The following is a 22,947-nucleotide window of genomic DNA, read 5'->3' as shown; positions in this document are numbered from 1 at the left end:
TCACTTAATCACTCCGCTCTTCCAATAAAAATTCTAACACCTCTTGATTGAAGCGTTTGGGGTTTCTGCGAGCAAACATGTGTCCTTGGCCTGAGACAATTGCAAAACTAGCGTTAGGAATTGACCGGGCAATATACATAGAATGCTGCGTCTTTACCACATCATGCTTGCCAACAATAACTAAAGTTGGCGCCTTAATTTTTTCTAAATCTTCAGTAGATAAGCCGATTTCACTGAACAACAGCCGCAAAATAGGTAGAAAGTTCCGCATACCCTTATCCACAAAAGATCCCAACCAGACAATGCTATATTGAATATAACTTGCCAGATGAGGCAGCAGTCGAATGCCGCTAGGGAAAGTATTCCCAGCGTTAAGAATCAGGTGGTTAATCCGATCAGGATACATGGAAGCAAAGACCATCGCTAAATTAGCACCATCGCTAAAGCCTAATAAATCAGCCTTTTCAATTTGTTCCAACTCCATAATATGATGCAAGTCTTCCGCCATTAACTGGAAGTTAATTTCAGGCCGCATATTAGTAGAACGACCGTGTCCTCGGCTATCAACAACAAATACCCCGAAGTGTTTACAGAAGCTGTTAATTTGTTTAGAAAAATAGCGACCACTTCCGCCGTTGCCGTGCAACAGGAAGAGGGCTGGACCATTTCCATATGTTTCGTAATAAATTTGCGAACCGTCGGGCATACTCGCAGTTTTCTTTTCGCTCTTCAAATCATCACCTACTTCTATCAGTATACCGATTTTCAATCAAGTTGAACAACAATTAGGATGTTGTCGAAAATTAACGCTTTTTTACGAATGATTAAAGAAATGTAAAATGCTTGTGATTCTCTTCCAAAAGTTGATTTACATCTTGTAATATAAAGGAAATGATGAAAATAGTTTGGATGAAATCAAATGAAATTTTTTAGAAAAATTTTGAAATATACTATAAGCATACTCTTATTAGCCGCTCTTTTGCTAGGCCTTTTTATCGGCTATCGTACCTATCAATTCACTAAAAATGTTAATGAGTACCGAGATGAAGTGGAAATCGTTGCTCAAGAACATGGGGTACAGGAGTTCACAAATACCATTCTGGGTATTATGTATACAGAATCAAAAGGAATTGGCACAGATCTAATGCAAAGCTCGGAAAGTGCCTATGGAAGTCGTGGTCAAATTACTTCCCAGCAGGAAAGCATTGAATATGGAGTAGAACATTTTGCCGAAAGCTACCAACTTGCTCAACAAGCTGGATGTGATTTGTCGACGGCTATTCAGGCTTATAATTATGGTTTTCAATACATTGATTACGTGAAAAATAATGGTGGTGAGAATTCAGTTGAGCTGGCGGAGCAATACTCGCGGGACGTTCTCTCGCCAGGACTAGGAAACAGTACTCAAAATCAATACCGTTACGTAAAACTACAGTCCCTTTTATACAATGGCGGCTACTTATATAGTAATGGCGGCAACATGTTTTACGCTGATATCGTGGTCATGAATGAGAAGTTGGTAGATTGGTTTCAAATGATTCAAAAATGATCTTGAAAACTTGAAAAATACTGGGAATATGCTATACTGATATTTGTATAATTTTGCCTTAAAAGTCGCTCTGATTAAGAAATGAATTGGAGCGATTTTTGTAGCTGTTATCGTATTTTTGAAAAGCTCAGGTGATGAGAATTGGCACAAAGAATTCCTCAGGAAGTAATTGATGAAGTTCGTGAGCGCACGAACATTGTTGAAGTCGTTGGGCAGTATGTTCAGTTGAAGAAGTCAGGCAAGAATTATGTGGGACTCTGTCCGTTTCATGAAGAGAAAACCCCATCATTTTCAGTTGTAGAAGACAAACAAATTTTCCATTGCTTCGGTTGTGGGAAAGGCGGGAATGTCTTTACTTTTTTGCAGGAGCTGGAGGGACTTAGTTTTCCTGAATCAGTGAAGAAAGTCGCTGACATAGAACAGATCTCACTAGGAGTTGAAATTTCCACTGAACCAACCGGAGAAAGCTCCAATCGGTTGCAGCCACTAATTTCCCTCCATGAGAAAATTCGAGATCTGTATCATCACATTTTGGTAAATACGAAAGCGGGTGAAGAAGCCTTAGCATATCTTCACAAACGCGGATTAAGCGATCAGCTGATTGATGAATTCAAGATTGGTTTTGCACCTAATCAGCGAGATTTTCTGGTTCAGATTTGTCGTAAGGATCGGGTGCCAGAAGATATTATGGCACGCAGCGGACTATTTATTCAGCGAGACGACGGACGTTTTAGTGATCGATTTTATCAGAGGGTCATGTTCCCACTAAATGACTCCCGTGGGAAGACAATCGGCTTTTCCGGACGTCTTTTGCAAACCCAAGATTTCCCGGGAGAAGATCAGCCCAAATACTTGAATTCGCCAGAAACGGAATTGTTCAACAAGCGTGAAGTGTTGTTTAACTTCGACAAGGCTCGAAATGAGATTCGCAAGCAAGGCGAAGCCATTTTGTTTGAAGGATTTATGGACGTGCTAGCCGCTTGGCAGGCCGATATTAAGATTGGCATAGCCTCGATGGGAACCAGTCTGACTGAGCAGCAAATTATGGCAATTGAACGAATTACCAGCCATGTGGTTGTCGCCTATGATGGAGACCGAGCAGGATTAGCTGCAACTGATCGCGCATTGGCAATTCTAGGTGCTCATAGTCGTTTATCTCTTTCAGCTGTCACTATTCCTGAAAAGATGGATCCAGATGAATATTTACGTAAATATGGCGCCGAAGAGTTGCGGAATTTATTGCAGCATGGCCGTCAGACACCGTTTGTTTTTCAGATGCATTACCGTAAAAAAGACGTGAATCTCGACAATGAGAACGATCGACTCACGTATTTGAATGGCTTGGTTGAAGAATTAGTGAAGGTTCAATCGCCAGTGGAGCAGGATTTATATCTTGGCCAGCTGGCAGAAGACTTTAACTTAACTCGAGATAGCCTGAAGCAGCAGTTGCGGCAGGCTCGTCAAACTTCACGTATGGAACGTCGACAGCAGACCCCTCAACAAAGGGCTACTACCGTTACTGCCGAGCCTAAGACTATTCTTTCCCGTCAAGAAAAGGCGGAACGAATGCTGATCTATCGGGCAATGAATGAGACTAGCGTACGTGAACAGCTGGTGCAACAGGAATTTCAATTTATCCATGATCGCTATCAAGAGTTGCTACTCTACTTAGATAGTTATATGATGGTTCATGGACAGTTCGTTTTGGCGGACTTTTTGAACTATTTAAAGGAAGACTCGATGAAGCAATTGGTTATCGATATTTCCGTTTTACAAATGTCAGAAGATAGCAATGAACGTGAAATCTATGACTTTATGCAGGTGATTGCCCAATCTAGTATCGCTGATGAAATTAAGCAACGACAAAAAGAGCAGCTAGAAGCTAGAAAAACGGGAAATCAGCAGCGGGAATTGGAATTAACGATTCAAATTATCGAATTGACAAAGCGCTTGAAACAAGCCTAAATGTGAAAGGGGCATTTATTTAATGGCAGACGTAAAAAACAACAAAGAGTACCAAAAAGCTTTAGCAGCACTTCTTAAAGAGAAAAAACCTCTTGGACAAGTTGTGTATGATGAATTAACCAATCGATTGGCTACACCTTTTTCCTTGAATGCTGAGGCAATGGATGCATTGATCCAAAAGGTTGAAGATGCTGGAATTAGTGTAGTAGACGAAAATGGTGAACCTTCTAAAGCCAGCTTAAAGCAAAATGAAAAAACAGCCAAAGCTGCAGAAGCGGAAGATTTATCTGCCCCTACTGGTGTAAAAATTAATGACCCTGTACGTATGTATTTAAAGGAAATCGGTCGTGTACCGTTGCTTACTGCCGAAGAAGAGGTTCAATTAGCTTTATTGATCGAACAAGGAGATCAAGAGGCAAAGCAGCGTTTGGCTGAAGCCAACCTGCGTTTGGTAGTTAGTATTGCGAAACGTTATGTTGGTCGTGGTATGCAATTCCTGGATTTAATCCAAGAAGGTAACATGGGATTAATGAAGGCTGTAGAGAAGTTTGATTACCGTAAAGGATTTAAATTTTCAACTTATGCAACTTGGTGGATTCGTCAAGCAATTACTCGAGCGATCGCTGACCAAGCACGGACTATCCGTATTCCAGTCCATATGGTTGAAACCATCAATAAATTAATTCGGGTACAACGTCAATTACTGCAAGATTTAGGTCGTGAACCAACGCCGGAAGAGATCGGGGCAGAAATGGACCTGCCAACTGAAAAAGTTCGCGAAATTCTTAAGATTGCTCAAGAACCGGTTTCATTGGAAACACCAATTGGTGAAGAAGATGATTCTCATTTAGGCGATTTCATCGAGGACCAGGAAGCGACCAGTCCTGCTGAGCATGCAGCCTCTGAAATGTTGAAGGAACAGCTTGAAGATGTTCTAGATACTCTAACTGACCGAGAAGAGAACGTTTTGCGTCTGCGTTTTGGTTTAGACGATGGACGTACACGTACTTTAGAAGAAGTGGGGAAAGTATTTGGCGTAACACGGGAGCGTATTCGTCAAATCGAAGCTAAAGCATTACGCAAACTTCGCCACCCATCACGTTCTAAACAATTGAAGGATTTCTTGGAATAAGCATCTTGTAAAGCTTTTGTCACTCTGACAAAAGCTTTTTTTTATTTTTTTATTTAAAATAGCTGTGAAGTTATTGGAACTAAGGAGAAGTTGTGGTAGATTAAGGCGTAAGATTGAGAAAAGGAGCCGATTTCAATTGCATAAATGTCCTAACTGCCGATTTGAACCTGTCGACGGATTAGCAACTTGTCCCAATTGTGGTTTTTCCTTAGTGTCAGTAGATGATACTTTGCCTGAAGATAAAAATGATGAGATTGAATGGTCTGAGTTGTCTCAGCTGTCAGTTGAATCTGTTCGGGAAATGTTTGCTGAGGATAAAGCAGACGACCCGGAAGAAAACATGAAAACCCAAAACGAAGATAATGCGGACGATACAAATCCAATTTTGGCACAATATATTCGCGAACATAAAGGAGAATACATTCCTAGAAGAGATGTTGAACCCAACAAAGAAGAAAAAACAGAAGCTGAAAAAAACGAGCCTGATGGGCAGCAAGCAGCAGAAAGTCTAGAAACTTCGGAAGAAGCGATCAAGTCAAAAGCTGTTGAACCAGTCGAACCAGTTGTTGAGGAATCCCCAACTGTCGATAAAATTTTACCTGCTGAACCAGAGACGGTGGTACCTGTTTTGGCGGAAAACATCTCTTCAGAAGAAGACGAACAAGCTTCGGAGACAGAAGCAAAACCGCAAGAAACAAATTTTGGCGGTGGAAACACCCATTCAGGGGACAATGAGCCGCCTAAAAAGAACCGCAAAAAGTGGTACATCACTTTAGCGGCTGTAGCATTGCTGGGGATTGGTGGAGGCTACTATTATCATACTGAGAAAGAAGCCGAAGCACAGAGAGTTGCTGCTGTGAAAAAGGAAAACAAAGAGATCGATACGCTGGAAGAGACGATTCAGGAGTTTTATACCGATGACAAGCAAGTTTTCATAAGAGCAGACAAGCTAGGTCAAAACACCAGCAAGTTAGCTGAAGAAATTGCTAAACATAAGGACAGCTCTCGTTATAAGGAGTTGGACACTTCCTATGAACGTCTGTTAGACAAAATGAATAGTATCCAGGAAGTGAATCTACTATTTACTTCTCCAGCGATTGATGGTGATAAAGTAGCGGACAATTTACAATTGAAGGCGGATCAGCCGGTAGATTTGGCCGTCAATACCGGCGATCAAAGCTTCAACGATTTACTGAATCAGGCAATTTCACAAGCCAAAGATCAATATGAAAAAATTGAAGAAGCTAAAAAAGCCCTTAGCCAAGTAATTCAAGACGGTAGTGTATTAGAAGGCGTGACCAGAGAACAATACAATTCAGCTAATGATGCACTGAATGCAGTAACAAACCAAACGTTAGTGGAAACTCAAAAAGCTGATTTGAAGAAGGTAGATGACACTCTTACTGAAAAAGAGAAAAAAGCTGAAGAAGAACGGTTAGCTGCTGAAAAAGTTGCTCAAGAAAAAGCCGAGCAGGAAAAAGCTGCTCAAGAGCGTCAAAAGTCTACGACCAATTCTGGAGGTCCTAACCAACCAATCGTGGGATCTGATTCAGATCAGACAGCTGATTTAAGCAATGCTGCCTGGGGATGGAATCCTGGAGTTAAAGAAAAGGTAATACAAACCTGTCTAAGCCGAGGATATATCACAGAAGGCGGTTATTATGTAGAACCGGCTCGTATTGAGAACGGCGAAGGCTATTACAATTTATATGCTACTACCAATCAAGCGTCGTTAACTAAAAATTTAAGTCCGTCCGATTTGCCAATGTATGTCGTTACAATTAACTGTAAAACAGGTTGGTTTAAGGGGAATGGCGGAAACTAGATGAGTAAAGCCGGGGAAGGATTTCCCTGGCTTTATCTGTGAACTTAAGCAAATTATGAGTTAAAACTGAGCATGAAAAAGGAGAACAGATATGAATGAATTAATCGGACAAGTTTTTACAGCACTGATTATGGATGAAAACGAAGAAACCTATTTTGTCCAAAAAAATGGAGTAACCTTCCGTTTAGTCACCGATCAGGAGCATAAAATTGGTGATGCGATTGAAGGCTTCGGCTATATTAATCAGAAAAAAGAAGCTGTTTTTACAACAATACTGCCGAAAATCCGTATAGGTAACTATGCTTTTGGCGAAGTGACTAATGTACGTAGAGATTTGGGAGCTTTTGTCGATATTGGTTTACCTAACAAGGATGTGGTAGTTTCTTTGGATGAATTGCCGTCAATGAAAGAGCTCTGGCCTAAAAAAGGTGACTATTTAATGATCACGTTACGAGTAGATGAAAAGGAACGCATGTGGGGAACATTAGCTGATGAGACAATTTTTCATTCTTTGAGCCGCAAAGGATCCATAGAAATGCAAAACGAAGACAAAAAGGGGATCATCTATCGCTTAAAAGTAGCAGGGTCATACTTGCTAACTGAAGATTTTTATATCGGTTTTATCCACCCTTCTGAACGCTACTTAGAACCTCGTCTCGGTGAAGCTGTAGAAGCCCGGGTAATTGGTCTTCGTCCCGACGGTGCTCTAAATATGTCTTTGAAGCCTCGGGCTCACGAAGTAATTAATGATGATGCAGCCATGATTTTGACCATGCTGCAGCGTAAAGATGATCATCGCCTGCCATTATGGGATAAATCGGCTCCGGAAGAAATCAAGCAAACCTTTGGTATCAGTAAAGGACAATTTAAGCGAGCAATTGGTCATCTATTGAAGGAAAAACTAATTATTCAGGAGACTGGAGAAATTCGGTTAAAAAACTAATTGAGAATCACTTGCGAAACTTACGCGGATAAATTATAATGATTCTTATCAAATCAATAAAAACTGATATTCCAGTTTATAATAATTATAATCAAGTGAGGTATTCCTATGAATGCAGCGTTAGCGCTACAAAAGACAAAAAAACAATTGCATGACTCTGGTTTTAAGTTGACGCCTCAGCGGGAAGCAACCTTGCTGGTATTGCTGGAAAATGAGAAAGATCATTTATCTGCGGAGGAAATTTACTTTCTTGTAAAACGGAAAAGTCCGGAAATTGGCTTAGCTACTGTTTATCGTACCTTGGAAATTTTAACGGATCTGCATATCGTGGACAAGGTTAGCTTTGATGATGGCTTAGCCCGATATGATTTACGTAAGGAAGGTGCTGAGCATTTCCATCACCACTTATTGTGTTTAGAGTGTGGGAATATCGAAGAAATTGAAGAAGATTTGTTAGGTGACGTGGAACAAATTGTTGAAGCTCGTTTTCGTTTCCAAGTGAAGGATCACCGGTTAACCTTTCATGGCATTTGCCAAGCCTGCCAAATAAAAAATGAGCAGAATTCATAAATAGATGCTTCGGCAAATACAGCCATCACAGGTCCCTTGAAAAGATAGTGAGACGAGACTATCCATTCAAGGGACTTTTTGGTATGATAAAGCGAAAGTGGTGAGGAAATGGATGAACAAATCAAAGAATATTTGCATTATTTGACGATCGAGCGGGGCTTGTCTTTAAACACTCGGGCCAGCTACGAACGAGATTTGAAACAATATCTCCTATTTTTGAATGAAAAGGATGTCAAGAACTGGCAGGATGTCGATCGCTACACTGTTGTGGATTTTTTAGCGTTACTTTCTCAGGAAGGCAAAGCTTCAACCACAATCACCAGAATGATTTCCAGTTTACGTCGGTTCCATCAATTCTTACGTCAAGAACGCTATACAGATCATGATCCTATGCAGCACATTGAAAGTCCTAAGAAGGCTCAGAAGCTGCCTCAGACTTTGTCGTTGGCTGAAGTGGAACGTCTAATCGCTGCGCCGGATACTAGCACGACCCTAGGAATCCGTGACCGTGCTATTTTGGAAGTGATGTATGCTACTGGCTTGCGAGTTAGTGAATTGATTGGCTTAAAGTTAGGAGATATTCACCTCGAGATGGGCCTTTTACAGACAATTGGTAAAGGGGATAAGGAACGAATTGTTCCGTTAGGTGATTATGCGATTCATTGGCTGGAGCGTTACATAAATGAAGCTCGGCCCATATTAACCAAGAAGAATCAAAATGAACCCCATTTATTTGTAAACAATCACGGGAAAGGACTTTCACGTCAAGGAATCTGGAAGAATTTAAAGCAAATTGTCATTAAAGCCGGTATTACCAAAGACGTTACGCCCCACACATTGCGCCACAGCTTTGCAACACATTTGTTGGAAAATGGGGCGGATTTGCGAACGGTTCAAGAATTGCTGGGCCATGCTGACATCTCGACAACTCAAATTTATACGCACATTACGAAAAGACGTATGACTGAAGTTTATAAAGAGTTTTTCCCACGAGCTTGATTGGAGGAAGAAGATGATTACTCATTATCGAAAAAACCAGCGAAAAATTGCAATGGGACTATTGAGCTTTCATAAGTATTTGAAAGAAGAACATCCGAGATTGAAAGAAATTGAGCATTATGAAGAAGGCGAGCCATATCAGTTATATTGCTATTATTACGATGAGGCGACTAATAATGTTCAGGGCGTATTAGGCATTGAACAGTTGAACAACCAAGAGATTATTCTCCATGACATCAGTCTGAATCCTTCCTATCGAGGAGAGGGACTGGGCTTTGTGATGCTGGATCAATTGCAGGAGCATTTCCCTGAATACCATATAATAGGAACGACTGCCACCGCTGCCTATCTGGCCAAGTGGAAAAGAAAGACAGGAAATTTAGATGGAACAAATTAATTTGAAGTTGGACGTTTTTGAAGGTCCGCTAGATCTGCTGCTGCATTTAATTAAGCAATTGGAGTTGGATATTTACGATATTCCAATTGCTGAAGTAACCGAACAATACATGGATTTTATTCACGCTATGAAAACCTTGGAGTTGGAATTGGCTGGGGAGTATTTAGTGATGGCCGCGACCTTAATGTCGATCAAGAGTCAGATGCTGCTGCCCAAAGCAGAGCTTGACTATGACTACGAAGAAGAAGTCGGGGAAGATCCGCGAGATGCGCTGGTTCAACAACTTTTAGAGTATCGTAAATATAAATACGCGGCTTCCGTACTTTCTGAAAAAGAGGCTGAACGAAGTCTCTTTTATACTAAGGCACCGATGGATTTATCTGATTACGAAGAAGAGCTGCCTCCTTTACCAGACAATCAGCTAAACACGATTGATTTATTCTTGGCTTTGCATGATGTTTTGCAACGTAAAAAGAATAATCAGCCAATTGAAACGACTGTCAGCAGCGATTCTGTTACGATTGAAGATAAAGTGAAGCAAATACATGCTCGTATCGAAGCAATGAAAACCCAAGAAAGCCTATCATTGGATAGCCTTTTTTCACGTTATACCAAGGATGAAATGATTACTACCTTCATGGCTTTATTGGAATTGATGAAAAACGGTATCGCAGTAGTAAGCCAAATAGATACCTATGGACCAATAGTTATTACTAAAGGAGCAGCAAAATGAATCAACTAAGTCAAATTGAAGCCCTGCTGTTTGTAGTAGGGGAAGAGGGTATCGAGCTGGAGGAGATAGCTTTTACATTGGAACGGGCAACTGCTGAAATTTATCAGTCCCTTACAAGTTTGCGAGAAAAATATGAAACTGATGCAACGTCAGCCTTCACTGTTTTAGAGGTAGGGAATCGTTTCGTTTTAACCACCAAGAAACATTTTGCCCCTTTATTAAAAGAATTTGCTCGTTCACCTTTAGCAAATCGCTTAAGTCAGGCAGCCCTAGAAACTTTGTCCATCATTGCCTATAAACAGCCGATTACTCGAGGGGAGATTGATGAATTGCGGGGGGTTCAATCTAGTGGTGCGGTTCAGACACTGGTTTCTCGCCAGCTAATCGAGGAAAAAGGTCGAGTTGAAGGACCAGGTCGGGCAATTCTTTATGGAACAACCACATATTTTATGGATTATTTTGGTTTGAAAGATTTAACCGAGTTGCCAGATGTTCAACAAATGGAGACCGATCTATCAGATGATGAAGAAACACTGGATTTATTCTATGATCGTTTTAAAGAAAAGGATGAAAGTTAAATGGAAAGATTGCAAAAAGTTATTGCTCACGCTGGGATAGCCTCACGCCGTAAAGCAGAGAGTTTAATTACTGAAGGTCGGGTTCAGGTAAATGGTGAAGTGGTAACAGAACTAGGCACGAAAGTTTCCAAAAAAGAACGGATTGAAGTGGATGGAGTGCCGATTTACCAAGAAGAGCCTGTCTACTATTTGTTTTACAAACCACGAGGCGTTATTTCGGCTGTCTCAGATGACAAAGATCGTAAAGTGGTGACTGACTATTTCATCGGCGTTCCTGAACGTATTTATCCAGTAGGACGCTTGGATTATGATACATCAGGAATCTTACTGTTAACTAATGATGGCGATTTTTCTCAACGCTTGTCTCATCCAAAACATCAGGTAGACAAAGTATATGTTGCTAAGGTAAAAGGTTTTGCGGACAATAAAACCTTGTATCCATTAACCAAAGGTATCATGATTGAAGGACGAAAAACGGCGCCTGCCCGCTTTGAGATTTTATCCACAGATCGCAAGGCTGGGACTAGCATCGTCGAGTTGACCATTCATGAAGGCCGTAATCATCAGGTGAAAAATATGTTAGCAGCAGTCGGTCTACCAGTACAAAAGTTGAAACGAGAGCGTTATGGTGACCTAACTTTGAAGGGTCTCCGTCCTGGGGAATACCGTCGTTTGAATGCGAAGGAAATTAATGGACTGCGCAATAGTTCACAATAAAAGCGGGTTACTTGTTTTTTGTTAGTAAAATTGCTATAGTTAAGATATAAAATAAATAATAATTTTAGGTTCGTCTTCAGGGGCAGGGTGAAAATCCCGACCGGTGGTGATAGTCCACGAACTGCGCAAGCAGCTGACTCGGTGAAAATCCGAGACCGACAGTATAGTCTGGATAAAGAAGATAGGCTTATTTGGGTATGAATGTATTCAAGTAACTCTATGCTTTTTCTGAAGCATAGAGTTTTTTTACGTACAGACAGCCTGATTAGCTTCGATGAAGATGATTCCAAACAGGAGGAATTGTTAGTGAAGAACGTAAAGTTACAAAAAATGACAGCCGTAGCGGTGGCCGCAGCCATGGGATTAATTCTGCAATTTATTGCCTTACCAATTATCCCGATATTTCCCTTTTTAAAACTGGATTTCAGTGATATTCCAGTCTTGATCAATATGTTTATCTTTGGTCCGCTGGCCGGTGTTGCAACAGCATTTGTTCGCTCATTGCTTCATCTAGTAACAACAGGCTTTTCGATTGATAATTTAATTGGTGATTTAGCTAGTTTCTTAGCGTCCAGTATGTTTACCTTGCCGATTTTTTACTTGTTTAGACAACAAACGGCTCGTAAAAAAGCTATCGGAATTGGATTAGGTATTTTGGCCATGACTATTTTTATGAGTATTGCTAATTACTTTGTGATTACCCCGCTTTATTTAAAAGCGTTTGGTTTATCCGCTGGCGAAATGCTGGGTATGAGCTTGGGAAAATATATATTAGTGGGAATTGTTCCGTTCAACCTGATTAAAGGTATGGTAGTCAGTGGTGCTTTTCTGATCCTGCATGCTAAACTATTGCCATGGCTGAGTAAGAAAACTATAACCAACCATCATCACAGTTCAATATAGCAATTACAAGGCCCACCAATTATGGAGGGCCTTTTTTACGCGTTCAAAATAAAGTTAGACGGGTAAAAAGTTAACAAATAGTTGACAAATTATTTCGTCAAATCTTTTTTCTTTTACGTATGTTATAGTGGATTATGCAGAAGAATGGCATGGGCGGGACAGCGTTTGGCTGATTGAACTACCTCAGACTGTTCCTTTTCAGGAATAAATTCTTGCAGTGCGTGAGGCTCATCGATGAAGGTAACGATGCCTTCATCTGTATAATCAAAAAATTGCGGTGCCAGTGCCTGACACAGACCACAGGCAATGCAGCGCTCTGGCAGAATCTCGCATTTCATAACTTTCACCTTCTAGGAGTTTTTCTATGACAGACTTTATTTTAGCTTTATTTCACACGGGACACAAGTTGCGTATCTCCACCTTATATCATTTATTAATTGGCAAGCGAACCAGCTCAGTATTGCTCCATGGATTTTTCTATCGCAATCTGCCGTTTTTTGACAGTTTTTCTGAGCTGGATGAAAAGCAGTTTAATCAATTAGTTGACCAGTTAATCCGCAAAAAAATGATTGAACAAATCGAGGGTTTCGGCCAGCTAACTGAAGCTGGACAGCTCCAATTGCAGACTTCAAGAGTAACCCAGCTAGTTGATCTAAATGGATTGCGCTATGGACGTGAGCGGGAGCGAATGTGGCAGCTGAGTTTATTGGGTGTCCAAGTTGCAAGCTATTTGACTTACCACAAAAATGAATATATTCCTTTAGATTCCCGCCCCTTGTTCTTATACCAAACAAAAAGGTGGGTACGTCAATCTGGGAAAGATTTTTTGATAGCTTTTCCTAGAGAACTGCAACATATTTTTGCATCTTTAAATAAATATCAAGCTAATTTCCTAGCTAATCAGTTTAGCGGACATGAACAGTTTGGTCGGGTGGCTTTCCAGCTTCTACCAGCAGAATGGCAGGAGGTTCCGTGGGATCGACTATATTATCAGAATGCAGTCGATGCCTTTCTCCACCAAGCATTGCAACAGCCTAATTTTCGTCGACTGCTGAAGCAGTTGGATCAATTAAACTATAATCAAAGTATGCTGAAAACCCGTAACCTATATTTGAGAGGTCTCTCTATTGAGGAGATTGGGAAACAACGTAACTTGAAACAGGGAACTTTAAATGATCATTTTATCGAATGGGCTTTGGTGGCAGAGGATTTTCCATTTTCTGATTTTCAATTGATTGCACCCGCTTCTGAAAGTGAAATGTTGATGTGGCGTTATCAAGAGTTTGCGGAAATACCGTATTTAAATTTCCGTTTGTCTCAGATTTTATTTTTAAAGGAGCAGGATTATGAACGCAAAACAGCTGCTGATTGAGCGCTTTGGCTATCCCTCATTTCGGCCAGGTCAAAAAGAAATTATTGAGGCTCTTTTAGTGGGGAAATCTGTGCTGGGAATGCTGCCAACTGGTACAGGGAAATCTCTTTGTTATCAGCTCCCAGGTTATTTATTTGAAGGAACGGTTATTGTGATTTCTCCGCTAATTTCATTAATGGAGGATCAGGTGACTCAGCTGCAGCAATTAGGGGAGAGAAAAACAGTCGCGCTAAACAGTTTACTTTCTATGTCAGAAAAGCAATATGTCTTAGAACATCCTTCCACATACAAATTTATTTTTATGAGTCCGGAAATGTTTTTATCTGACAAGACTCAACAAGCTTTAGGAAGGATAAAAATAGCTTTTATTGTAGTGGATGAAGCTCACTGTGTTTCTCAATGGGGTGTTGATTTTCGACCAGAGTATTTGAAGCTAAGTGAAGGCATCCGATTTCTAAATCAGTCGCTGATTTTAGCGTTAACAGCCACGGCCACCCCTGAGGTAAGACAGGATATTCAACAACTGCTCTTCTCACAAACGGTTAAGGAAATCGTTTATTCGGTTGACCGCCCTAATATAAGTCTATTTGTGGAAACTGGTGAGAAGCAGGAACGACTGCTAGAATTGCTGCCTAAGCTTTCAGGAGCCGGAATTATATATTGTGCTACTCGTAAGCATGTTGAGGAACTGTACGAACGTTTGAAAAACCGGGAGAGAATTGCCTATTATCATGGTGGTTTGACCGGTCAAGAACGACGCATGCTGCAGCAGCAATTTATTGCTGGGGAACTAAGAATTTTGATCGCTACCAATGCATTTGGCATGGGGGTGAACAAAAATGATATTCGTTTTGTAATTCACTACGATTTACCATCTTCTCCAGAGGACTATTTGCAGGAGATTGGCCGTGCCGGTCGAGATGGACAATTCAGTCAGGCGATATTGCTTTATAATGAAGGAGATGAGTATATTCATCAGTTTCTTCATCAACAAAGCGTCGACAGTCGTCGGTTGTTTGAAATAAAAAAACAGACTGCTGATTTAGTGTTGGATAACCCTTTAATTCAAAAGTGGGAAAAACTTTTTCCTAATCAATCTCAGGAACTAATTGATCTTTTAGAACAACGAGAAAAGATTAGAAAAATCCAATTACAAGAAATGCTCACCTACATTCAGTTGACAGGTTGTCGAAGAAAATACTTGGTTAATTACTTTGGACAGCAGTTAGGAAATCAGCCGAAAGACTGCTGTGACAACGATGGAGCTTCTATAAAAACAGCTGAAGAATCACCAGAGCCAATAATTTTCTCAGAAGAATGGTCGGTGATATTACTAAAATTATTTAAAAAAACGATGAAAGATTGAAATAGTGAGCCACTTTTTTTCATGCTATGGTATAATACTTGGCGACAGCAATTAGGAGGTAAGATAAAGTGAGTAGAAGAGATCGCAACAGAGAAACAAATAACGAGCCTTGGGATCAGCATATTTATGAAACAGAAGAGGAAGAGTACGCATCACGTCAGTCTCGTCAGCAACAAAATAAAGGCGGGAACACTCGCTTCTTAACAATTCTAGTTATTTTGCTATTATTGTTGATTTCAATTCCAGCAGGTGCCTATTTCTGGATCACTCGTGATACTGGAAAACCAGCGGCCTCTCCTGAAAGTACGACACAAGTGTCTTCTTCATCAACTGTAGAGTCAACTGAGTCAAGTACTAAAGAATCTTCGAGCACTTCAGAGAGCTCAGAAGATACAGCTGCCCAGCAGCAACAAGCTGCTCAAGAGGCGCAACGACGTCAGCAAGAACAACAAGCTGCTCAAGAAGCACAGCAACAACAACAGCAACAAGCGCAGCAACAGCAACAGGCTCAACAACAACCGCAACAACAACCGCAAACACCTAGTGGCTCAACTGCAACGGTGCAAGCAGGTGAAGGTTTGCAGCAAATTGCTAACCGAACAGGTGTACCAGTTGAAACACTTGCAGAATTAAACGGCATCACAATTACTGGTGATACCTTCTATCCAGCAATTAATCCTGGTGAAGAACTGCGCATTCAATAAGGATGAATATTCAGCCGTGATCAACTGATTGCGGCTGATTTTTTGGAAAGGAAGAAGCGTGTGGAAAAAATCGCTATTGCTATTGATGGCCCAGCCTCTTCAGGCAAGAGTACCGTAGCGAAGCATTTAGCAAAAGATTTTCATTTCATTTATGTAGATACGGGCGCAATGTACCGAGCGGTTACTTATTTAGCTATCCAGCACAATGTCCCCTTTGACCGGGAAGCTGAGCTAGTTCAATTGATAAAAAAATATCCGATATCCTTTGAACAAACTGCTAGTGGTCAGTTGGTGTTTGTGAATAATCAGAATGTAACTGAAGAAATTCGCCAGTCTGATGTCACTTCAGCTGTCTCAGAAGTCTCTGCTCATGGGAAGGTTCGTGAACAACTGGTACATATTCAACAGGAATTAGGATCAGCTGGTGGAGTAGTAATGGATGGACGTGACATTGGTACAACTGTACTGCCTAATGCAGAAGTGAAGATATTCTTGGTTGCGAGTGTCGAGGAACGGGCGCAACGCCGCTATAAAGAAAATTTGTCTAAAGGAATGACTACTGATTTTGATTCCTTGAAAGAAGCGATTGCACATCGCGATTATCTCGATTCTCATCGCACTGTTTCACCACTCGTTCAGGCAGAGGATGCAGTTAAAATCGATACTACTGGAATGTCTATTGATCAGGTAGTTGCGAAGATTCAAGAGGTTATTTTGGAAAAAGGTTTCGAAATTACGTGAAAAATCATGGAATAGAGCGATTTTTGTACTCTTTTTGCGAAAAAGAGAAGAAATCGCTTTATTTTTTATGTGTAATATTCTAAAATAGAAACTGTAGTCTATTTACGTATGAATTGTTGGTTAGGAGGACAAACGTCATGACAGAATTAGAACAGAATCAAATGGATAACGAAAATGTTTCCATGGAAGCAGCAATGGAAAGCGTCCAAGAAGTAAAAGTCGGTGATATCGTCAGAGGTGAGGTTCTTGCCTTAGAGGATAAGCAAGTCATCATCGGTATTGAAGGCGCAGGAGTTGAAGGGGTTGTTCCCGCGAAAGAACTTTCCACTCTACCTGTCGAGGATATTAGTGAAGAAGTTAAGGTTGGCGATGTCCTTGATTTAGTTGTCATTTCCTCTATTGGAAAAGACAAAGAGAACGGCAGCTATCTTCTTTCTAAACGTCGTTTGGATGCTAAGAAGGTTTGGGAAGATATTGAGAAAGATTATGAAGCCGGAAAAATCATTGAAGCACCGGTCACCAGCAGTGTTAAAGGTGGTTTGGTAGTGGACGTTGGTGTACGCGGATTCGTCCCTGCATCAATGATTGATGATCATTTTGTGGATGATTTCTCTGAATATGTCAACAAAACATTGGCTTTCAAAATCATTGAAATTGAACCTTCTGAGAATCGTTTGATCCTTTCACATAAAGCGGTTGTAGAAGCAGAAAAAGCTGAGAAGAAACAAGAAGTTCTTGCTGGCTTGCATGAAGGTGACGTAATTACCGGTAAAGTTGCACGCTTAACCGATTTTGGAGCATTTATTGATCTTGGTGGTATTGATGGGTTAGTGCACGTTTCCGAAATTTCTCATAGCCATGTCGGTAAACCCTCAGATGTACTCTCTGTTGGTGAAGAAGTGGATGTACAAGTATTATCAGTTGATCCTGATAAAGAACGTATTTCTCTTTCAATCAAAGCTAACTTACCTGGACCTTGGAGTGGGATTGAAGAAAAGGCTGCTACAGGTACAGTATTAGAAGGTACTGTTAAGCGTTTGACCAGCTTTGGTGCATTTGTGGAGATATTCCCAGGTGTCGAAGGGTTAGTTCACATTTCTCAAATCTCTCATAAGCATATTGCCACTCCTCATGAAGTATTGCATGAAGGGGACACAGTACAAGTGAAGGTTTTAGAAGTTCATCCAGATGACCATAGAGTAGCTTTATCGATTAAGGCACTGGAAGAAAAACCAGAAGAAGAAAAAGCAGAACCAGAAAATACTTCCTATGAAATGCCGGAAGAAAGCACCGGATTTACGATGGGAGATATTTTAGGGGACGCCTTGAACGAAAGTTCAGATGAAGATTCTAACGAATAATAAAGAGAGACGTACAAATTGTGCGTCTTTTTGTTTGAAAAAAACCTAAATTCATCGAAATTTAAACTCCCTTCTCTTGCAAGAGGGGAGTTCTTTCGTTAAACTAAGGAGAATTGCCAGTTCTACTTCGCTAGATTAGTTGAATTAGTTAGTAGAATAGGTATACGCACAAGAGTAAAGTGAATTTGATAGAATTTCCATTTAAACAAGTGAGTATCGCAAATAAGCGAAATGGCATTCAAGTGAAAAAATTTCACAATAAACTATAAATAAGGAGTACAACCATGTCAAATCCAACTATTGCTATTGTTGGTCGTCCCAATGTCGGTAAATCAACGATTTTTAATCGAATCGCTGGAGAGCGGATTTCAATCGTTGAAGATACACCAGGCGTAACTCGTGACCGTATTTACGCGAAAGGTGAATGGTTAAGTCATGAATTTTCCATCATTGATACTGGTGGGATCGATATGATCGATGAACCATTTATGGAACAGATCAAACATCAAGCGCAAATTGCGATTGATGAAGCGGATGTCATCATTTTTATTACCAGTGGTCGTGAAGGTGTAACTGATGCCGATGAATCCGTAGCAAAAATTCTATATCGAAGTAAAAAGCCAATTATTTTAGCTGTCAACAAAGTAGACAACCCTGAGATGCGCAGTGAAATTTATGAATTCTATTCGCTAGGATTAGGAGAACCTTTCCCAGTTTCGGGAAGTCATGGCTTAGGCCTAGGGGATGTCTTAGATGAAGCAGTGAAGCATTTCCCAGATAATGTCGAAGAGGAAGACGATGAGAGCATCAAATTCAGTTTAATTGGTCGTCCGAATGTAGGTAAATCGTCATTAATTAACGCTATTTTAGGTGAAGACAGAGTAATTGTTTCTGATATTGAAGGGACCACTCGTGATGCGATTGATACCCACTTTGTTGGAGACTCCGGTCAAGAATTTACCATGATAGATACAGCTGGTATGCGTAAACGGGGCAAAGTATATGAAAATACTGAGAAATACAGTGTTATGCGTGCAATGCGTGCAATTGACCGTTCAGATGTCGTTTTAGTGATTTTAAATGGTGAAGAAGGAATTCGTGAGCAGGATAAGCGAATTGCCGGCTATGCCCATGAAGCAGGTCGCGGCATCATCATCGTGGTGAATAAATGGGATCTAGTCGAAAAAGATACTCACACCATGAAGAAATTCGAAGAAGAGATTCGCGAAGAATTTGCTTATTTGGATTATGCACCAATCATCTTTGTGTCAGCTGCTACTAAGCAGCGCTTGAATAAGTTGCCGGAAATGATTGAAGATGTCAGCATGAATCAAAATCTGCGAGTTCCATCAGCGGTTCTAAATGACATCATAATGGATGCAGTAGCGATTAACCCAACACCAACGGATAAAGGGAAACGATTGAAGATTTTCTATGCTACACAAGTAGCAGTTAAGCCACCAACTTTTGTAGTTTTTGTTAATGAGGAAGAATTGATGCATTTCTCTTATGCTCGTTTTTTAGAAAATCAGGTTCGTAAAGCATTTGGTTTTGAAGGAACACCGATCAAAATCTTGCCGCGTCGCCGAAAGTAGGACATTTTACCATACTTTTTTTGACCTGACAATTATTTTTCTTTTTCGACTATAAAAGAATGAATTTTGTGTCATAAATTGCTAAAAACCTTGCTATCACAAGGTTCATATGCTATCGTTATAAAAGAATATTGACCAAATCAATATTTCAACACTAATAGCTGGACCACTCAGCTGTTAGATTAATGATGTATAAACATCAGACTCATTTCTCAGGAGGTGAATTCATTCATGGCAAACAAAGCGGAATTGATCGAAAAAGTTGCAACTGCTACTGATTTAACTAAAAAAGACGCAACCGCAGCTGTTGACGCAGTCTTTGCAACAATCCAAGACGCATTAGCAGAAGGCGAAAAAGTTCAATTGATCGGTTTTGGTAACTTTGAAGTTCGTGAACGTGCGGCTCGTAAAGGACGTAACCCACAAACTGGAGAAGAAATCGAAATCCCAGCAAGCAAAGTACCTGCGTTCAAACCAGGTAAAGCATTAAAAGATGCTGTCAAATAATGACAGTTAAAAAACCGTTAGGGCTCCAGGGCTCTAACGGTTTTTTTGTATATAGTAAAGTCAAGGTCGTACCAAGCGGAGGCCTACATAGAAGGACATGGCGGCCATCGTTAAGCTCCACTATTCTTTTCTTTGGAGATAATACCAAACAAGACAAAGTACCACGGTGGAGACGACAAAGCCGATTAAATAGTAAACTAGCCATTCATCGGGCTCCCAGTGATGATAATTAAATATCCTGATGGTAAAAAAGAGAACGGGCATACAAAGTAAGGTAATAATGGCCTTTTTTTTAGTCATTTTGGCTGAAAAAGATAAAATGACTACACAAAAGAAAATGAAGGGGACCCAAAAGAGTATTCTGCTCAACCATATCATGCTTAACAAATTCCTTTCAGTATGTAACATCAAAAGTATACCAAATTATTTAAAACCAACTATGAGAACTTAAAAATAAATTGCAGATAATCTCATTAAATAAAATTATTCGAGAATTATTCACTATATTCATTGAAAAGAGAATATTCTCGTTTTTCGAATGAATAAGTCATTCTGAATAAAAAGTTTAGTAGAATATGCTGATTATTTGCCAAGAGAGATAAAAAAGTATTCTTAATGCTACTTTCTGGAAGTGTTTATATTATAATAATAGTACGAAATGAAAAGGTGGTGATGAAGCATATGGACTATTGCTATCAGCAAGAATCATTGAAAACCCAAGTAACTTACGGAGAAACCGTTGCCTCAATGATGAGGGAAAAGAATTTAAGCAATTATCAAATAGTAATTTGCGGGAATCAACGTTATTATGATTTATACGCAGATAAGCTGGCACAATTTATCCCAGCTTCCAGCCGACATGACTGGTTTATCACCACAAACCAACGTTATTGCAATGATATGAATCATTTTGAAGAGTTTATCTTTTTTCTCAAACGTTTTAGTCAACAAGAGAATTTCTTATTTATTGGGATAGGCAACGAAGGTGTGATGGATCTGACAGCTTTTCTGCATCATGTTTCTAATTTTGAAGCAGACCTGTGGCTCTTACCAGTATCCATTCGAGCTTTTGCTCAAAGTTTAACCTTTCAGCATGAAATTGTTTTGGCGGAAACTATTCAACCAGTCATGGAGATCACTGAAGCGCCAGACAATGTTCTTTTTGATCACACGATGGCGGATCAACAGTCTGATGGTAAAATGGTGGATTTGCTCAGCTTGGTTCGTTGTGGAATTGTTAGTGATCATACTTTTTTACAAAGGTTGTACAGCACGTATCCTAATCGGCAGCTGTTAATGCAGCGTTCCTTTTCCGCCTTTATTGAATCGATTTTGAGCTATTATCAAAAGGATGGTAAAGCGATCAAACAATTTGGTAAAGCTTTTGAGTTGGCTTTTTTTCGAGTCGAGAATGGACATTTGCTATCCAACAGCATGAAGAATATGTTTGGCTTGTTAATGGAACTTTGTTGGAATGTCTGTACAAGAGGTTTACATTTCAATTTTAAAAATTTTGTGATATGGTTGGGGCAATTAGGCTATCCGGTCGATCTTCCTGATCCAATATCGTTGGGAGAGTACGGCGAGCAAGTAATTTTATTAGCAAAAGAACACCTGCTGATCGAACTGGAAGCTGTCGGAAAAGCAGGGACATATCAGGTTCCGACTCAACTGGAACTGGTGGATACCTTTGATCATTATCAAAAATTAATAGAAGAAATTAGAGGGAATTAAATGGCAAGTTATAGTGAAAAAATGTTAACAGCTCTAGAAGCTGAAAATTTAGCCGAAGCAGATAGTCTGCTTGAACAAGCTTTAAAACACGATGAACCAGAAATATTAGCCAGTTTAGCGATAGAACTTCAAGCACTAGGCTTTTTAGAAGAAGCCAAAAGAATTTATCAAAAACTGATCACTGAATTTCCAGAGGAAGACAGCTTTTATTTATACTTAGCAGAAATGGCAATCGAGGACGATGAAATTGACCAAGCCTTTGAATATTTGGAAAAGGTTCAGCCGAAGAGTGACAACTATGTAGAAAGTTTATTAATTACTGCTGATTTGTATCAAGTTCTGGGGATTCCAGAGGTTAGTGAAGCGAAACTGCTTCAGGCACGAAATGCGGCACCAGAAGAACCATTAATTATTTTTGCCCTGGCAGAGCTGCATTTCTCAAATAATCAGCTAGGTGAGGCGGTAGATGAATATAGTCAACTGCAAAATCAAGGACTCAATGAGGTTGCTCGCGTATCCATCAACGAACGCTTGGGAACAGCTTATAGCCTGTTAGGTGCCTTTGAAGATGCATTGCCATTTTTAGAACAAGCACTGGAAGAGGATCGTACTGCTGATCGCTTATTTCAAATCGGTTTTACTTATTATCAATTGCATGATTACCAACGAGCAATGATTTATTTGCAGGAAGTAATTGATTTAGAACCAACTTATCAAAGTGCTTATTATTATTTGGCTGACTCTATGAAGGAAGAGGAATTGTTGGAGGAAGCTTTTGAAATAGTGGAACAAGGGATTAAAGAAAATCCTTTTCAAGTCGAGCTGCTGCATTTATCCTCAGAGATCGCTTATCGTCTTAAGGATAGTCAAAAAGCTGAAGAAATGCTGCAACAGGCGTTAAAATTAGGTGAAAAAACTGACGAAACTTTATTGACACTAAGTAATCTATACTTAAATGAGGATCAGCCGGAAAAGGCAATTGAAATGATTGAACGAATGGACGAGCAAGACAATCCTTACGGGGAGTGGAACTTAGCTCAAGCCTATAACGAAATTGAAGAGTTTGCCCAAGCTAAACAGCATTATCAGCAAGCTTACGAACAGCTTTCTCATGAACCAGAATTTTTAAAGGAATATGGGATCTTTTTACGAGAAGAAGGTTTAGTAGAGCAAGCTAAACAATTGTTAACGGTGTACTTAGAAATGGAACCGGGAGATTTAGAAGTTGTGTCACTTTTGGAGGATTTACTATAAGG

23 protein-coding genes and 1 riboswitch are annotated in these 22,947 nt (G+C 40.1%); of the genes, 21 read left to right on the top strand and 2 right to left on the bottom strand.

Annotation, left to right across the window (positions count from 1 at the left end; genetic code table 11):
- Positions 1-4: 4 nt before the first annotated feature.
- Positions 5-733 (bottom strand): alpha/beta fold hydrolase, encoded by a 729-nt coding sequence (locus IGI46_RS15100; RefSeq protein WP_429963864.1) that lies wholly within the window; start codon positions 731-733, stop codon positions 5-7.
- A 186-nt stretch (positions 734-919) separates the two neighbouring features.
- Between IGI46_RS15100 and IGI46_RS15095 the strand changes: the two genes are divergently transcribed.
- The 12 genes from IGI46_RS15095 to IGI46_RS15040 all read left to right on the top strand — a co-directional run bounded on the left by IGI46_RS15095 (position 920) and on the right by IGI46_RS15040 (position 12,311).
- Positions 920-1,549: a lysozyme family protein gene (locus IGI46_RS15095; RefSeq protein ID WP_429973759.1), complete on the top strand. Its 630-nt coding sequence runs from the start codon at positions 920-922 to the stop codon at positions 1,547-1,549.
- A 141-nt stretch (positions 1,550-1,690) separates the two neighbouring features.
- Complete coding sequence (dnaG, locus tag IGI46_RS15090; protein ID WP_429963862.1) at positions 1,691-3,514, top strand: DNA primase; 1,824 nt, start codon at positions 1,691-1,693, stop codon at positions 3,512-3,514.
- 22 nt (positions 3,515-3,536) lie between these two features.
- Entirely contained in the window at positions 3,537-4,646 is a 1,110-nt protein-coding gene (rpoD, locus tag IGI46_RS15085) for an RNA polymerase sigma factor RpoD (RefSeq protein ID WP_207704442.1), read from the top strand.
- A 136-nt stretch (positions 4,647-4,782) separates the two neighbouring features.
- Positions 4,783-6,471 carry a cell division site-positioning protein MapZ family protein gene (locus IGI46_RS15080; protein ID WP_429973758.1) on the top strand — a complete coding sequence of 563 codons (1,689 nt, stop codon included), beginning with the start codon at positions 4,783-4,785 and terminating at the stop codon, positions 6,469-6,471.
- Between the two features lie 91 nt (positions 6,472-6,562).
- Entirely contained in the window at positions 6,563-7,414 is an 852-nt protein-coding gene (locus IGI46_RS15075) for a CvfB family protein (protein ID WP_429973757.1), read from the top strand.
- Between the two features lie 108 nt (positions 7,415-7,522).
- A complete protein-coding gene (locus IGI46_RS15070; protein ID WP_207704439.1) occupies positions 7,523-7,984 on the top strand; it encodes a Fur family transcriptional regulator in 462 nt (153 codons plus the stop codon).
- 108 nt (positions 7,985-8,092) lie between these two features.
- The gene (xerD, locus tag IGI46_RS15065) at positions 8,093-8,983 is read left to right on the top strand and encodes a site-specific tyrosine recombinase XerD (RefSeq protein WP_429963859.1); all 891 of its coding nucleotides are present in this window, start codon (positions 8,093-8,095) and stop codon (positions 8,981-8,983) included.
- A 13-nt stretch (positions 8,984-8,996) separates the two neighbouring features.
- The gene (locus IGI46_RS15060) at positions 8,997-9,380 is read left to right on the top strand and encodes a GNAT family N-acetyltransferase (protein ID WP_429973756.1); all 384 of its coding nucleotides are present in this window, start codon (positions 8,997-8,999) and stop codon (positions 9,378-9,380) included.
- Positions 9,367-10,113 carry a segregation/condensation protein A gene (locus IGI46_RS15055; protein WP_429973755.1) on the top strand — a complete coding sequence of 249 codons (747 nt, stop codon included), beginning with the start codon at positions 9,367-9,369 and terminating at the stop codon, positions 10,111-10,113. The genes IGI46_RS15060 and IGI46_RS15055 overlap by 14 nt, the downstream gene beginning before the upstream one ends.
- Complete coding sequence (gene scpB, locus IGI46_RS15050; RefSeq protein ID WP_429963857.1) at positions 10,110-10,691, top strand: SMC-Scp complex subunit ScpB; 582 nt, start codon at positions 10,110-10,112, stop codon at positions 10,689-10,691. The genes IGI46_RS15055 and scpB overlap by 4 nt, the downstream gene beginning before the upstream one ends.
- A complete protein-coding gene (locus tag IGI46_RS15045; RefSeq protein WP_429973754.1) occupies positions 10,692-11,408 on the top strand; it encodes a pseudouridine synthase in 717 nt (238 codons plus the stop codon). It begins immediately after the preceding gene.
- A 68-nt stretch (positions 11,409-11,476) separates the two neighbouring features.
- Positions 11,477-11,595, top strand: a riboswitch (FMN riboswitch).
- A 119-nt stretch (positions 11,596-11,714) separates the two neighbouring features.
- A complete protein-coding gene (locus IGI46_RS15040) occupies positions 11,715-12,311 on the top strand; it encodes an ECF transporter S component (RefSeq protein ID WP_429973753.1) in 597 nt (198 codons plus the stop codon).
- A gap of 122 nt (positions 12,312-12,433) precedes the next feature.
- On the opposite strand, the gene IGI46_RS15035 is transcribed toward IGI46_RS15040, so the two are convergent.
- Positions 12,434-12,649: a ferredoxin gene (locus IGI46_RS15035; RefSeq protein WP_429963854.1), complete on the bottom strand. Its 216-nt coding sequence runs from the start codon at positions 12,647-12,649 to the stop codon at positions 12,434-12,436.
- A gap of 26 nt (positions 12,650-12,675) precedes the next feature.
- Here IGI46_RS15035 and IGI46_RS15030 point away from each other — a divergent pair, with 26 nt between their 5' ends.
- From IGI46_RS15030 to IGI46_RS14990, 9 genes are all read left to right on the top strand, one after another.
- Complete coding sequence (locus IGI46_RS15030) at positions 12,676-13,683, top strand: helix-turn-helix domain-containing protein (RefSeq protein ID WP_429973752.1); 1,008 nt, start codon at positions 12,676-12,678, stop codon at positions 13,681-13,683.
- Positions 13,658-15,049 carry a RecQ family ATP-dependent DNA helicase gene (locus IGI46_RS15025; RefSeq protein WP_429973751.1) on the top strand — a complete coding sequence of 464 codons (1,392 nt, stop codon included), beginning with the start codon at positions 13,658-13,660 and terminating at the stop codon, positions 15,047-15,049. The genes IGI46_RS15030 and IGI46_RS15025 overlap by 26 nt, the downstream gene beginning before the upstream one ends.
- A gap of 68 nt (positions 15,050-15,117) precedes the next feature.
- On the top strand, positions 15,118-15,753 hold the full coding sequence (locus IGI46_RS15020) for an SAG1386/EF1546 family surface-associated protein (protein WP_429973750.1): 636 nt from the start codon (positions 15,118-15,120) through the stop codon (positions 15,751-15,753).
- A gap of 60 nt (positions 15,754-15,813) precedes the next feature.
- A complete protein-coding gene (cmk, locus tag IGI46_RS15015) occupies positions 15,814-16,494 on the top strand; it encodes a (d)CMP kinase (protein WP_429963851.1) in 681 nt (226 codons plus the stop codon).
- Positions 16,495-16,631: 137 nt separating this feature from the next.
- Complete coding sequence (rpsA, locus tag IGI46_RS15010) at positions 16,632-17,855, top strand: 30S ribosomal protein S1 (protein ID WP_207704427.1); 1,224 nt, start codon at positions 16,632-16,634, stop codon at positions 17,853-17,855.
- A gap of 284 nt (positions 17,856-18,139) precedes the next feature.
- The gene (gene der / locus IGI46_RS15005; RefSeq protein WP_429963850.1) at positions 18,140-19,450 is read left to right on the top strand and encodes a ribosome biogenesis GTPase Der; all 1,311 of its coding nucleotides are present in this window, start codon (positions 18,140-18,142) and stop codon (positions 19,448-19,450) included.
- A gap of 231 nt (positions 19,451-19,681) precedes the next feature.
- Complete coding sequence (locus IGI46_RS15000; RefSeq protein WP_010759397.1) at positions 19,682-19,957, top strand: HU family DNA-binding protein; 276 nt, start codon at positions 19,682-19,684, stop codon at positions 19,955-19,957.
- A gap of 681 nt (positions 19,958-20,638) precedes the next feature.
- A complete protein-coding gene (locus tag IGI46_RS14995) occupies positions 20,639-21,691 on the top strand; it encodes a hypothetical protein (RefSeq protein WP_429963849.1) in 1,053 nt (350 codons plus the stop codon).
- Positions 21,692-22,945, top strand: a complete 1,254-nt coding sequence (locus tag IGI46_RS14990) for a tetratricopeptide repeat protein (protein WP_429963848.1) — start codon at positions 21,692-21,694, stop codon at positions 22,943-22,945.
- Positions 22,946-22,947 lie beyond the last annotated feature (2 nt).

Source organism: Enterococcus sp. AZ163 (genome assembly GCF_050498925.1).
GTDB classification, from domain to species: Bacteria; Bacillota; Bacilli; order Lactobacillales; family Enterococcaceae; genus Enterococcus_A; species Enterococcus_A ferrettii.
This window is presented reverse-complemented; position numbering and strand designations above follow the sequence as displayed.

Bases quoted from the DNA above. Each gene is read 5' to 3' on its own strand.
- IGI46_RS15095 (WP_429973759.1), top strand. From the start codon at position 920: ATGAAATTTTTTAGAAAAATTTTGAAATATACTATAAGCATACTCTTA.
- rpoD (WP_207704442.1), top strand. From the start codon at position 3,537: ATGGCAGACGTAAAAAACAACAAAGAGTACCAAAAAGCTTTAGCAGCA.
- IGI46_RS15075 (WP_429973757.1), top strand. From the start codon at position 6,563: ATGAATGAATTAATCGGACAAGTTTTTACAGCACTGATTATGGATGAA.
- IGI46_RS15070 (WP_207704439.1), top strand. From the start codon at position 7,523: ATGAATGCAGCGTTAGCGCTACAAAAGACAAAAAAACAATTGCATGAC.
- xerD (WP_429963859.1), top strand. From the start codon at position 8,093: ATGGATGAACAAATCAAAGAATATTTGCATTATTTGACGATCGAGCGG.
- IGI46_RS15060 (WP_429973756.1), top strand. From the start codon at position 8,997: ATGATTACTCATTATCGAAAAAACCAGCGAAAAATTGCAATGGGACTA.
- IGI46_RS15055 (WP_429973755.1), top strand. From the start codon at position 9,367: ATGGAACAAATTAATTTGAAGTTGGACGTTTTTGAAGGTCCGCTAGAT.
- scpB (WP_429963857.1), top strand. From the start codon at position 10,110: ATGAATCAACTAAGTCAAATTGAAGCCCTGCTGTTTGTAGTAGGGGAA.
- IGI46_RS15045 (WP_429973754.1), top strand. From the start codon at position 10,692: ATGGAAAGATTGCAAAAAGTTATTGCTCACGCTGGGATAGCCTCACGC.
- IGI46_RS15035 (WP_429963854.1), bottom strand. From the start codon at position 12,649: ATGAAATGCGAGATTCTGCCAGAGCGCTGCATTGCCTGTGGTCTGTGT.
- IGI46_RS15030 (WP_429973752.1), top strand. From the start codon at position 12,676: ATGACAGACTTTATTTTAGCTTTATTTCACACGGGACACAAGTTGCGT.
- IGI46_RS15025 (WP_429973751.1), top strand. From the start codon at position 13,658: ATGAACGCAAAACAGCTGCTGATTGAGCGCTTTGGCTATCCCTCATTT.
- rpsA (WP_207704427.1), top strand. From the start codon at position 16,632: ATGACAGAATTAGAACAGAATCAAATGGATAACGAAAATGTTTCCATG.
- der (WP_429963850.1), top strand. From the start codon at position 18,140: ATGTCAAATCCAACTATTGCTATTGTTGGTCGTCCCAATGTCGGTAAA.
- IGI46_RS15000 (WP_010759397.1), top strand. From the start codon at position 19,682: ATGGCAAACAAAGCGGAATTGATCGAAAAAGTTGCAACTGCTACTGAT.
- IGI46_RS14995 (WP_429963849.1), top strand. From the start codon at position 20,639: ATGGACTATTGCTATCAGCAAGAATCATTGAAAACCCAAGTAACTTAC.
- IGI46_RS14990 (WP_429963848.1), top strand. From the start codon at position 21,692: ATGGCAAGTTATAGTGAAAAAATGTTAACAGCTCTAGAAGCTGAAAAT.